The sequence below is a fragment of the Trinickia symbiotica genome, from assembly GCF_002934455.1.
Taxonomy (GTDB): domain Bacteria; phylum Pseudomonadota; class Gammaproteobacteria; order Burkholderiales; family Burkholderiaceae; genus Trinickia; species Trinickia symbiotica.
In genome coordinates this window covers 289,313-301,535 of the sequence record NZ_PTIR01000004.1, presented here as the reverse complement: position 1 = coordinate 301,535, position 12,223 = coordinate 289,313, and the positions used below count along the sequence as shown (strand labels likewise).

General features: G+C 63.0%; 12 protein-coding genes. 7 read left to right on the top strand and 5 right to left on the bottom strand.

Annotation, left to right across the window (positions count from 1 at the left end; all coding sequences use genetic code 11):
• Positions 1-10: 10 nt before the first annotated feature.
• From nadB to radC, 4 genes are all read right to left on the bottom strand, one after another.
• A complete protein-coding gene (gene nadB, locus B0G57_RS09195) occupies positions 11-1,609 on the bottom strand; it encodes an L-aspartate oxidase (protein ID WP_018443184.1) in 1,599 nt (532 codons plus the stop codon).
• Positions 1,610-1,723: 114 nt separating this feature from the next.
• Positions 1,724-1,891, bottom strand: coding sequence for a 50S ribosomal protein L33 (rpmG, locus tag B0G57_RS09190; RefSeq protein WP_004185395.1), 168 nt, complete (start codon positions 1,889-1,891; stop codon positions 1,724-1,726).
• A 17-nt stretch (positions 1,892-1,908) separates the two neighbouring features.
• Complete coding sequence (gene rpmB / locus B0G57_RS09185) at positions 1,909-2,142, bottom strand: 50S ribosomal protein L28 (RefSeq protein WP_026230132.1); 234 nt, start codon at positions 2,140-2,142, stop codon at positions 1,909-1,911.
• Between the two features lie 381 nt (positions 2,143-2,523).
• A complete protein-coding gene (gene radC, locus B0G57_RS09180; RefSeq protein ID WP_018443182.1) occupies positions 2,524-3,264 on the bottom strand; it encodes a RadC family protein in 741 nt (246 codons plus the stop codon).
• Positions 3,265-3,461: 197 nt separating this feature from the next.
• Between radC and B0G57_RS09175 the strand changes: the two genes are divergently transcribed.
• The 7 genes from B0G57_RS09175 to B0G57_RS09140 all read left to right on the top strand — a co-directional run bounded on the left by B0G57_RS09175 (position 3,462) and on the right by B0G57_RS09140 (position 10,656).
• Complete coding sequence (locus B0G57_RS09175; protein WP_018443181.1) at positions 3,462-3,917, top strand: FKBP-type peptidyl-prolyl cis-trans isomerase; 456 nt, start codon at positions 3,462-3,464, stop codon at positions 3,915-3,917.
• A 3-nt stretch (positions 3,918-3,920) separates the two neighbouring features.
• Positions 3,921-4,886: a 4-hydroxy-3-methylbut-2-enyl diphosphate reductase gene (gene ispH / locus B0G57_RS09170; RefSeq protein WP_018443180.1), complete on the top strand. Its 966-nt coding sequence runs from the start codon at positions 3,921-3,923 to the stop codon at positions 4,884-4,886.
• Positions 4,887-5,641: 755 nt separating this feature from the next.
• Positions 5,642-6,592 (top strand): branched-chain amino acid ABC transporter permease, encoded by a 951-nt coding sequence (locus tag B0G57_RS09160; protein WP_018443177.1) that lies wholly within the window; start codon positions 5,642-5,644, stop codon positions 6,590-6,592.
• 16 nt (positions 6,593-6,608) lie between these two features.
• The gene (locus tag B0G57_RS09155; RefSeq protein ID WP_018443176.1) at positions 6,609-7,778 is read left to right on the top strand and encodes an ABC transporter permease subunit; all 1,170 of its coding nucleotides are present in this window, start codon (positions 6,609-6,611) and stop codon (positions 7,776-7,778) included.
• Positions 7,779-7,848: 70 nt separating this feature from the next.
• The gene (locus B0G57_RS09150; protein ID WP_018443175.1) at positions 7,849-8,622 is read left to right on the top strand and encodes an ABC transporter ATP-binding protein; all 774 of its coding nucleotides are present in this window, start codon (positions 7,849-7,851) and stop codon (positions 8,620-8,622) included.
• Positions 8,622-9,338 carry an ABC transporter ATP-binding protein gene (locus tag B0G57_RS09145; RefSeq protein ID WP_018443174.1) on the top strand — a complete coding sequence of 239 codons (717 nt, stop codon included), beginning with the start codon at positions 8,622-8,624 and terminating at the stop codon, positions 9,336-9,338. Before B0G57_RS09150 ends, B0G57_RS09145 begins: the two co-directional genes overlap by 1 nt.
• Positions 9,339-9,516: 178 nt before the next feature.
• Positions 9,517-10,656 carry a branched-chain amino acid ABC transporter substrate-binding protein gene (locus tag B0G57_RS09140; RefSeq protein WP_018443173.1) on the top strand — a complete coding sequence of 380 codons (1,140 nt, stop codon included), beginning with the start codon at positions 9,517-9,519 and terminating at the stop codon, positions 10,654-10,656.
• A 104-nt stretch (positions 10,657-10,760) separates the two neighbouring features.
• Here B0G57_RS09140 and B0G57_RS09135 read toward each other — a convergent pair whose 3' ends face one another.
• Positions 10,761-11,945 (bottom strand): acetylornithine transaminase, encoded by a 1,185-nt coding sequence (locus tag B0G57_RS09135; RefSeq protein ID WP_018443172.1) that lies wholly within the window; start codon positions 11,943-11,945, stop codon positions 10,761-10,763.
• Positions 11,946-12,223: the final 278 nt, after the last annotated feature.

The window sequence follows — 12,223 nt, the reverse complement described above, 5'->3', positions numbered from 1 at the left end:
CGGGCCGCTATCAGACTTGCCGATTTCGCACGCGCTCGGGAGCAAGTACGGTCGGCAGTGCCTTGGGGAGTGCCGCGGGCCAGTCGCGCGAAAAGTGCAGTCCGCGGCTTTCGCGCCGCGAGCGCGCGCTGTCGACGATCAGCATCGCCACGTCGACGAGGTTGCGCAATTCGAGCAGGTCGCGGCTTACCTTGAAGTTCGCGTAGTACTCCTGAATTTCATCGCGTAAAAGCGCAATCCGATGTTTCGCGCGCGTGAGCCGCTTGTCGGTGCGCACGATGCCGACGTAGTTCCACATGAGCCGCCGCAGTTCGTCCCAGTTGTGCGCGACGACGACTTCCTCGTCGGGATCGGACACGCGGCTTTCATCCCAATCGGGCAACGGCGCGTGCGCGCCAGCCTCAAAACCGTCGCTTTCGATGACAGCCGACGTCGAGCGGCCGATGACGAGGCATTCGAGCAGCGAGTTGCTCGCCAGCCGGTTCGCGCCGTGCAGCCCGGTGCTGGCCGTCTCGCCGACGGCGTAGAGCCCCGCGAGATCGGTGCGGCCGGCGAGATCCGTGACGACGCCGCCGCAGGTGTAATGCGCGGCAGGCACCACGGGAATCGGGTCTTTCGTGATGTCGATGCCAAACTCGAGGCAGCGCGCGAGAATCGTCGGGAAATGTTCGCGCAGGAAGGCAGCCGGCTGATGGCTGATGTCGAGATAGACGCAGTCGATCCCGCGCTTCTTGATCTCGAAGTCGATCGCTCGCGCCACGATGTCGCGCGGCGCGAGTTCGGCCCGTTCGTCGTGCGCCGGCATGAACCGTGTGCCGTCGGGCAGCAGCAGCCGGCCCCCTTCGCCGCGCACGGCCTCCGAAATCAGGAACGATTTCGCGTAAGGATGGAAGAGGCAAGTCGGATGGAACTGGATGAACTCCATGTTCGAGACGCGGCAGCCGGCGCGCCAAGCCATCGCAATCCCGTCCCCGGTCGCGGTGTCCGGGTTGGTCGTGTACAAATAGACCTTGCCCGCACCTCCCGTTGCGAGCACCGTATGCGGCGCCTGCAGGGTGACGGTGCGTCCGCTGGCGAGATCGAGCGCGTAGAGGCCGTGGCAACGGCGACCGGGCAATCCAAGCCTGTCCGACGTAATGAGGTCGATGGCGTAGTGATCCTCGAGCAGCGTGATGTTCGGATGCTGACGCACGCGCTCGGACAACGTCTCGACAACGGCGTGCCCCGTTGCATCCGCCGCATGAATGATGCGCCGGTGACTGTGCCCGCCTTCCCGCGTCAAATGAAATCCGAGCTCGGCTGCTTCGTCGCGCGTGAACGGGACGCCGCGCTCGATCAGCCATTCGATGGCGGCACGGCCGCCTTCGACGATGAAGCGTGTCGCGGCTTCGTCGCAAAGGCCCGCGCCAGCGACCAACGTGTCGCGGACGTGGTTCTCGATGCTGTCGGCCGAGTCGAGCACGGCCGCGATGCCGCCCTGAGCCCAATCGCTCGCGCCCTCGGTCATCGATCGCTTGGCGAGGACCGCGACGCGGCGCTTTTCGGCGAGGTTCAATGCGACCGTCAAACCCGCAAGCCCGCTGCCCACGATCACGACGTCGAAATTCATTTGCGTTCCTCTTGCCCGTTGGATCGAGGGCTCTTGCTCCGGTAAACGCAAAAGCCCCGCTGGGATGCGGGGCTTTTGCCGTGTTTGTCGATCAAGCTCGAAGGAAACAACCGATCACTTGATCTTGGTTTCCTTGTACGCGACATGCTTGCGAGCGACGGGATCGAACTTCATGATCTCCATCTTCTCGGGCATGTTGCGCTTGTTCTTCGTCGTGGTGTAGAAGTGACCCGTGCCTGCGGTCGACTCAAGCTTGATCTTGTCGCGTGCGCCTTTCGCCATGATTCAGACTCCTTCGCTTAGATTTCGCCGCGTGCGCGCAAGTCGGCAAGCACGGACTCGATGCCCTTCTTGTCGATGAGGCGCAGACCCGCGTTCGAGACGCGCAGGCTCACCCAGCGGTTCTCGCTCTCCACCCAGAAGCGGCGGTTTTGCAGGTTCGGCAAAAAGCGCCGCTTCGTCTTGTTGTTCGCGTGGGAAACGTTGTTGCCGCTCATCGGCGCTTTCCCAGTTACTTGGCATACGCGTGCCATATGAGAGCACTCCTAAAACGCTTATATTCGGTTCAAGCCTGGGTTCGAGAGCCGGACCGGCCTACGCTACCGCTTTCGGGCGTATCCGCTCTGATTCCTTCAGACCTCTTCGCCTTATCGGCCGTTGTTCGTCGCTCGCTTCGTTCGACTTCCTGCTCGACTCTCGCCGACGACGATCGTTCGGCCGCCGCCCGTCGTACTTTGCCGGTACCACACCGGTACGAATGCGGGCGCGGCGCCATGACCGCATCCGAGCGTCCGGATTCCGGATGCGATTCGGATCGGAAAAAATAGGCAGACGGCGATTCTAGCAGAAAAAGCGCCGAAAAATCAAACGTTATTTGCGTTTGCCTCGGTGGGCGCGCCGGCGCGCCCACCGCCTCAAAGCAACCCTGAATTCGCGAAGGAGAAGACCGTGTTTCGTCCGACCACGAGATGATCGACGAGCCGCACATCGATGAGCGAGAGCGCGTCGCGCAGCACGCGCGTGAGCTGACGATCGCTCGCGCTCGGCTTGGCCGCGCCCGACGGATGGTTGTGCGCGACGATCAGCGCGGCCGCGTTCGTTGCGAGGGCTCGGCGCACGATCTCGCGCGGGTAGACGGCCATGTGCGCGATCGATCCGCGTGAGCACTCCTCGCTGTCGATGAGGCGGTGCCGCGCGTCGAGAAAAAGGCAGAGAAAGACCTCGTGAGGGCGCGTGCCGATCAACAGCCGCACATAATCCTCGACGGCGGCGCTCGAATCGATGAGGGGCTGCTCCCTGGCTTTTTCGGCGAGCGCGCGCCGCGCCATCTCGAAGACGGCGAGCAGTATCGCCTTCTTTGCCGGTCCGATGCCGCGCATTCCGGCGAAATCCGCCGGGCTGGCATCGAGCATCCCGCGCAGCGAGCCGAACCGCTCGAGCAGCGCCCGCGACACCTCAAACACGTTGTGACCCGGCACGCCGCAGCCGAGAAAAAGCGCGATCAGCTCGGCGTCCGACAGCGCGCCCGCGCCCACCTTCAGGAGCCGCTCGCGCGGCATATCGTCGCGCGGGCGGAGTTCGCGTGATTTCGCGGGCTCGGCCGCTACGACCGTTTCAGCCGTTTCCGTTTCAGCAATGTCGGAACTAAATTCCATACCGTACTCTCCCACATTCGCATATCAGCGGGCCGTCGCGAAAGCGGTGGCGGGGCGGCGGACCGCGGCCGCGGTCCGGCCCCCGCCTCGCTCGGCAACGTGCCTTACAATAGAGACTTTGCGCCTGGGGCGCGGAACGGTTTCCCTCTTCCCTGCGCGCGCCGCGCGGATCGCGCCCCGACGAAACGAGTCATCTCATGAGCATCATCGACATCTCCGAAGTGAAACCCGGCTCCCATGTGACGCTTCACTACCGGCTTTCACTTGCCGATGGCGGCGATATCGTCAACACTTTCGCCGACAAGCCGGCCACGCTGCTCATCGGCGCCGGGCAGATCGCGCCGCCGCTCGAAGACATTCTCGTGGGGTTGAAGACGGGGCACCATTCGACCTTCCGGCTAGGTGCCGGCGTCGCCTTCGGCGAGCGCAACCCCGATCTCGTCCAGCGCGTGTCGCTCGCCGCGCTGCGCGCAAACGGGATGGTCGACGACGATTTCACCCCCGGCGAGGTCGTCGAGTTCAACGCGCCCGACGGCGGCCGCTACGCGGGCGTGCTGAAGGAAATCGGCGAGACGTCCGCGCTTTTCGACTTCAACCACCCGCTCGCCGGGCAGGCGTTGGCGTTCGAAGTCAAGATCATCGGGATTCTGTAAGACATGAGCCTCACAGATACTTCTCTCGCCGCAGCGGATGCGGAAATCCTGCTCGCGCAGCCGCGCGGCTTCTGTGCCGGCGTCGATCGCGCGATCGAAATCGTCGAGCGCGCGATCAAGCTCTACGGCGCTCCCATCTATGTGCGTCACGAGATCGTCCACAACGCGTATGTCGTGGACGATCTGCGCAAGAAGGGCGCGATATTCGTCGAAGTGCTCGACGAAGTGCCGACGGGCAGCACCGTCGTTTTCAGCGCGCACGGCGTGCCGAAAGCCGTGCGCGAGGATGCCGAGGCGCGCGGTCTGCGCGTCTACGATGCGACTTGTCCGCTCGTGACGAAGGTTCACATCGAGGTCGCGAAAATGCGGCAAGAGGGCCTCGACATCATCATGATCGGCCATCGTGGCCACCCCGAGGTCGAAGGAACGATGGGCCAGTGCGGTGAGGGCATGTACCTCGTCGAGAGCATCGAAGACGTGAATGCGCTGGAGCTTGCCGATCCGGGCCGGATCGCGTTCGTCACGCAAACGACGCTGTCGGTCGACGATGCTTCGGAAATTATCGCCGCCCTGAAGGCTCGTTTTCCGGGTATTCGCGAGCCGAAGAAGCAGGATATCTGCTACGCGACGCAGAACCGCCAGGACGCCGTCAAATTCATGGCGCCGCAATGCGACGTCGTCATCGTCGTCGGCAGTCCCAACAGTTCGAACTCGAACCGGTTGCGCGAAGTGGCGGAAAAGCGCGGCGTGCCGGCCTATATGGTCGATTCCCCCGATCAGATCGATCCCGCCTGGGTCGAGGGCAAGCGGCGCATCGGCGTGACGGCGGGGGCGTCGGCGCCCGAGGTGCTCGCACAAGCCGTGATCGCCCGCCTGCGCGAACTGGGCGTGCGCAACGTGCGGGCACTCGATGGAATCGAGGAAAGCATCGCATTTCCGCTGCCACGCGGTTTGTCGCTCCCCCAATGAGACGGCAACGTTTGGCCGGATGAGCGGCCGTCATAACCAAGGTCATGGAAGAAGAAAAAAGCGCGCCGCGAGCGCGCTTTTTTCTTTGATGATTCGCGCGGATTGGCGCTCGAGCCGGTCCTGGTTGCGCCAGCCGACTGTCGTAACATTGCAACCGGGTTGCAATGGAATCGCGTTATACCTCAAAAAAAGGTTGCAATGCAGGAAAACCCTGCCGACTCGGCTTTTTGGCCAGTCGATAATTGGAGTTACAATGCGCCCGTCCTAGAGGTCTTGCGGCCTTCAGGGATCAGTTTCGGAAGGCGCAGGAGACCGAGTTAATGCATGTTCAGTTTGCTCACGCCGCGCTTTGCAAGGCCAACGGCGGCGAGGCGAGCACCGGTAAGGCGGCACGCACCGTTTCGCCGGCAGACGAGGAAACCCGGACGCTTCCGGGGTTCGGACTTCCTCTGCGCGTGACGTCGCGAAGCGCGGCTGCCGTGGCGGAATTCAGTGGCGAGACGTTTGCCCGAACGGGCATCGTTTTTTGCGATGGGACAAGCTGGGAAACCCGACGGCACCGGATACCCGACGGTGCCGTTTTTGCATCCGCCTTATCGGACCGCCCGCCGGATCACGGCATAAGCGGTGCGTGAGGCGGCCAACCCTTACCGGTTTTTTTATCAGTACCCGCAGTGCCGTTGCGGTTTTCGCCGACCGTTCACATTACGGTGAACAAAGGCGGAAATCCAGTCGCACGGGCTAAGGAGCATTAAATGGATATCTTCATCCAGCAGATCCTCAACGGTCTGGTGCTGGGCAGTGTCTATGCCATCATCGCACTGGGCTACACCATGGTTTACGGCATTCTGGGCATCATCAACTTCGCGCACGGCGATGTTTTGATGATCGGCGCGATGGTTGCGCTGTCGGCCATCACGGTGCTGCACAATCATTTCCCCGGTCTCGGCAATGTGGCGACGCTCGTCATCGGGCTCCTCATCGCCGCGATCGTCTGCGCGGTGGTCGGCTATGTGATCGAGCGCGCCGCGTACCGGCCGTTGCGTCGCGCGCCGCGCCTCGCCCCGCTCATCACCGCGATCGGCGTCTCGATTCTGCTCGAGACGATCGCGATGATCATCTGGGGCCGCAATCCGCTGCCGTTCCCGCAGCTGCTGCCGACCGATCCGATCAACGTGATCAAGGCCACCGACACGACGCCCGGCGCCGTGATATCGATGACCGAGATCGTCATCATCGTGACGGCGTTCATCGTGATGGCGGGGCTCCTGCTGCTCGTGCACAAGACGAAGCTCGGCCGCGCGATGCGCGCCATCGCCGAGAACCCGGGCGTCGCCAGCCTCATGGGCGTCAACCCGAATTTCGTCATTTCGGCGACCTTCATGATCGGCTCGGCGCTGGCCGCGCTCGCGGGCGTCATGATCGCGTCCGAGTACGGCAACATCCACTTCTACATGGGCTTCATTCCGGGCATGAAGGCGTTCACGGCGGCGGTGCTGGGCGGTATCGGCAACCTCGGGGGCGCGATGGTAGGGGGCGTGGTGCTCGGTCTGATCGAACAGCTGGGTGCCGGCTACATCGGCAACCTCACGGGCGGCGTCTTCGGCAGCAACTATCAGGACGTGTTCGCTTTCATCGTGCTGATCATCGTGCTGGTGTTCCGTCCGTCGGGCCTGCTCGGCGAGCGTGTCGCGGATCGCGCGTAAGGGTAAGGAGCAAAACATGACTTCAATTCAACCGATCGAGCCGTCCACGACGCTCGTTCCCGAGAAAAGCGCCGCCAAGACTCTCGTCGTCGGCTTGATCACGGCCGCGTTCGTGATCGCGGCGCCATTCATCATCGGCTCGGCAGGGGGCAACTACTGGGTGCGCGTGCTCGACTTCGCGATGCTCTACGTCATGCTGGCCCTGGGCCTGAACGTGGTGGTCGGGTTCGCGGGGCTGCTGGACCTCGGCTATATCGCGTTCTACGCGGTGGGCGCCTACACGGCGGCATTGCTGACTTCGCCGCACCTGGCCAATCAGTTCGAGTGGTTCAACCACATGTGGCCCGGCGGCATGCACTTGTCGTACTTCATCATCGTGCCGATCGCGATGGCGCTCGCGGCGTTCTTCGGCGTGCTGCTCGGCGCTCCGACGCTGCGCCTGCGCGGCGACTACCTCGCGATCGTGACGCTCGGCTTCGGCGAGATCGTGCGGATCTTCATGAACAACCTCGATCGGCCGGTGAACATCACGAACGGGCCGCAGGGGATCACGGGCATCGATCCCGTGCACGTGGGCGGCTTCAGCCTCTCGCAGACGCATACGATCTTCGGCTTGCAGATTACGTCCGTCTACTTCTACTACTACCTCTTCGTGCTCTGCGCACTGCTCGTGATCTGGGTCTGTACGCGCTTGCAGCACTCGCGTATCGGCCGCGCGTGGGCGGCGATTCGCGAGGACGAGATCGCAGCGAAGGCGATGGGGATCAACACGCGTAACGTGAAGCTGCTTGCATTCGCGATGGGGGCGTCGTTCGGCGGGCTGTCGGGCGCGATGTTCGCGGGCTTCCAAGGGTTCGTGTCGCCCGAGTCCTTCACGTTCTGGGAATCGGTCGTGGTGCTCGCGTGCGTGGTGCTGGGCGGCATGGGCCATATCCCGGGCGTCATTCTCGGCGCGGTGCTGCTTGCGGTGTTCCCCGAGTTCCTGCGCTCGACGATGGGCCCGCTGCAGAACATGCTGTTCGGTCACCAGATCGTCGATACGGAAGTGATCCGCCAACTGCTGTACGGTCTCGCGATGGTGCTCATCATGCTGTACCGCTCGGAGGGCTTGTGGCCCGCTGCGAAGCACGAGGACAAGATCGCGAAACTGGCAAGGCGCAACGGCAAGAAGCCGGTACGCGCCTAAGGCCCGGCAGCCTTGCATGAGACCAGAGTAGCCGCTGAAGCGCTAACTCTGGTCGACAGGAGAAAACTTCATGAGCAAAGACATTCGTTTGTCCGTCAAGGGCGTGAACAAGCGTTTCGGTGGTCTGCAGGCGCTCTCGGACGTCGGGCTGACGATCGAGGAAGGGCAGATCTACGGTTTGATCGGACCGAACGGTGCCGGCAAGACGACGTTCTTCAATGTGATTACGGGGCTTTACACGCCTGATTCGGGCGATTTCGTGCTCGACGGCAAGCCGTACACGCCGACGGCCGTTTATCAGGTCGCCCAGGCGGGCATCGCGCGAACGTTCCAAAACATTCGCCTCTTCGGCGGCATGACGGCGCTCGAGAACGTAATGGTGGGGCGCCACGTGCGCACGAAGCACGGGCTTTTCGGCGCGGTGTTCCAGACGCCGGCCGAGCGCAAGGAAGAGCGCGAGATCAAGGAGCGCGCACTGGAGCTGCTCGAGTACGTGGGGGTTCTGCAGTACGCGGACTATACGGCGCGCAACCTGTCGTATGGCCACCAGCGGCGGCTCGAGATTGCGCGCGCGCTGGCAACCGATCCTAAGCTGCTCGCGCTCGACGAGCCGGCCGCGGGCATGAACGCGACGGAAAAGCTCGAGCTCACGAGGCTGCTCGAGAAGATTCGCAACGACGGCCGCACGATCCTCTTGATCGAGCACGACGTGAAGCTGGTGATGCACCTGTGCAACCGCATGACGGTGCTCGATTACGGCAAGGTGATCGCCGAAGGGCTGCCGCAGGACGTGCAGAAGGACCCGAAGGTGATCGAGGCATATTTGGGCGCGGGGGTCCACTGATGGCTACGGCAATGTTGAAAATCAAGGGCCTGCAAGTCAACTACGGCGGCATTCAGGCGGTCAAGGGCGTCGACATGGAAGTCGGCCAGGGCGAACTCGTGACGCTGATCGGCGCGAACGGCGCCGGCAAGACGACGACGATGAAGGCGATCACGGGCCTGAAGCCGTACTCGGCGGGCGACATCGAGTACCAAGGTCAGTCGATCAAGGGAATGTCGGCGCACGAGCTGCTCAAGCGTGGTCTGGCGATGGTGCCGGAAGGACGCGGGATCTTCGCGCGCATGTCGATCCTCGAGAACATGCAGATGGGCGCGTATCTGCGCTCGGACAACGACGGCGTCAAGAAGGACGTGGAGCGGATGTTCGGCTATTTTCCGCGGCTGAAGGAACGCGCGACGCAGCTGGCGGGCACGCTTTCGGGCGGCGAGCAGCAGATGCTGGCCATGGCGCGCGCGATCATCAGTCGTCCTAAATTGTTGCTGCTGGACGAGCCGTCGATGGGTCTCTCGCCGATTATGGTGGAGAAGATCTTCGAGGTGGTCCGCGATATCTCCAAGGAAGGGCTGACCGTGCTGCTCGTGGAGCAGAACGCGCGGCTCGCGCTGCAGGCCGCCAACCGGGGTTACGTCATGGATTCCGGGTCCATCACCATGTCGGGCAACGCCAAAGAGATGCTCGACGATCCGAAGGTGCGCGCCGCCTATCTGGGCGAGTGACGCAACTGCGCCTTCGTCGCGACGCGGGCATCCGCGCGCGGCGAAGGTTCAAGGGCCTGTCCGCCGTGGCGGGCCCTGACAAAGGGCCCATCGCTGTGCGCGCAGGGTCCTGAGCCTCCGAGGGCATCGTAAGGGCTCGAATATCTTTTAAACCCGATCCAACAAGGGGAACCAAGTAGTGAAGAAATCGCTCATCGCCAGTGGCGTTGCGGCGGCGTTCGCGCTCGTCGCTCATTCCAACACGGCATTCGCCGATATCGTCGTCAAGATCGGCCATGTCGCCCCGCTTACCGGTGGGCTCGCGCATCAGGGCAAGGACTGCGAAAACGGCGCCCGCCTCGCCGTCGAAGAGATCAACGAGAAGGGCCTCGTGATCGGCGGGCAGAAGGTCACGCTTCAGCTCGACGGCCAGGACGACGCGGGCGACCCGCGCACCGCGACGCAAGTCGCGCAACGTCTCGCCGACGAGAAGGTGGTGGCCGTCGTCGGTCACGAAACCTCGGGTACGTCGATTCCGGCATCGAAGATCTATAGCGATGCGGGCATCGTGCAGATCTCGCCCGCGGCGACGAATCCGACCTACACGCTGCAAGGCTTCAAGACGACCTATCGTGTGGTTGCGACCGATGCGCAGCAAGGTCCCGCGCTCGCGAACTATGCCGCGAAGAATCTCAACGTGAAGACAGTGGCCGTGGTCGACGATTCGACCGCCTATGGCCAGGGCCTTGCGAACGAATTCGAAAAGACGGCGAAGGCGCTCGGAATAAAAGTTGTGTCGCACGACGCGACGAACGACAAGGCCGTCGACTTTCGCGCGATCCTGACGAAGATCAAGGGCGAAAACCCGGACGCGATCATGTACGGCGGCATGGATGCCACGGGCGGTCCATTCGCGAAGCAGGCACGGCAATTGGGCTTGCGCGCGAAGGTGCTCGCCGGCGACGGCCTCTGCACGAGTTCGATCGCGGCGCTCGCGGGCCAGGCGGCCGACAACATCGTTTGCTCGCAAGCGGGCAAGGGCGTCGACCAGATGGCTGAGGGCAAGGTCTTCGAAGCGAAGTATCAGAAGCGTTTCGGCCAGCCGGTCACGCTCTACGCGCCCTATACCTATGACGCCGTCTACATTATCGTCGATGCGATGAAGCGCGCTCAGTCGACCGATGCGGCGAAAATCGTCGCGGCGATGCCGGCGACCGACTACAAGGGCATCATCGGTGACACCTCGTTCGACGCCAAGGGCGACCTGAAGCACGGCGTGGTTTCGCTTTACGGCTATAAGGACGGCAAGAAGACGTTCATCGACGCCGTGAAGATGTAATCGAACTATCGGGCCCACCACCCGAGAAAAAGGCCGCATGCAGCGATGCATGCGGCCTTTTTGTTCGATTCGCCGGGATTTGCTATGAGCGCGGCGTTTCGAGCTTAGAACGAATCTAGCACTTCGCGCAGCATCGCCATCATCTGATCGATCTCTTCCGTCGTTACCGTCAGCGCCGGCATGAAGCGCAGCAGGTTCGGCCGCGGCGCATTGAGCAGCAGGCCGTCGGGTTGCATGAGTCGCGCTTTTTCGACGATCTGCGCCCCAATGTCCTGGCTCAGCACCAGCGCTCGCAGCAAACCTTCGCCACGCTCGCCATGGAAGCCGCGCTCGGCGGATAGCGCGAGCAACTGTTCGCGCAGATAGTTGCCGCGCGCGCGTACGCCTTCGAGAAAGCCGGGCGCCGTCAGCTCCGAAATAACCGCTTGGCCCACCGCCGTCATCAGCGGGTTTCCGTTATAGGTACCGCCCTGATCGCCCGCTTCGAAGACGGCGACCTCGGCCTTCGACAGCAATGCCGCGAGCGGAACCCCGCCGCCGATGCCTTTGCCGAGCGTCATGATGTCAGGCTCGATACCGGCAAGCTCGTAGGCGAAGAGCGTACCGGCACGGCCGCAACCGGTTTGCACTTCATCGACGATGAGGAGCAGGCCATGGCGCTTCGTCAGCTCGCGCAGTTCACGCATGAACTCATGCGTCGCCGGGATCACGCCGGCTTCGCCCTGGATCGGCTCGAGCATGACGGCCACGGTCTTTTCGCCGATGAGACGCTCGACCGATGCGATGTCGTTGAGCTCCGCCTTCGGAAAGCCGGGCACTTGCGGGGCATAGAGCGTGTCCCAGCCGGCCTTGCCGCTTGCCGACATCGTCGCCAACGTCCGGCCGTGGAACCCGTGATCGAAAGTGATGATCTCGTACGCGCCGTTCCTGAACTTCTTGCCCCATTTGCGAGCGAGCTTGATCGCGCCTTCGTTCGCCTCGGCGCCGCTGTTCGCGAAGAACACCTTGTCGAAGACGCTATGCTCGGTCAAGCGCGCCGCGAGTTGCGCCATCGGCTCGTTGTAGAAGGCGGGCGAAGGGTTGATCAAGACACGCGCCTGCTTTTCGAGCGCTTCGATCATCGCCGGGTGGCAGTGTCCGAGGCAGTTGACGGCCCAGCCCTGGACGAAATCGAGGTAACGCTTGCCCTCGTTGTCGAAGAGCCACGAGCCCGAGCCGTGCGTGAAGACGACGTCGGGCCGGTTGGTGATGTACATCAGCGACTGCGTCGGGTACTCGTTGAAATGCATGGGGCGGCTCCGCGGTAAATGAATTGAGGACAAGGGGGACCCAAGCCGGGAAAGAAAAAAGCCACGGGATCCCGTGGCTTTCGCTGTTTGACCGGTGTCGCGCCTAGCGTGGGTACTGCAAGGCGCACATCCGCGACGAGCCAAGGGCTTCCCATGCGGGCAGCGAGCGGCGACGTCGGAGCGCGGTCTGAATGCGGTTCATGCGCGCAAGAATACGACAGCGTGCCAATCGGTGCAATCGCGAGGGCGTGTCAGTGTCGCGAATTCGCCATGACCGC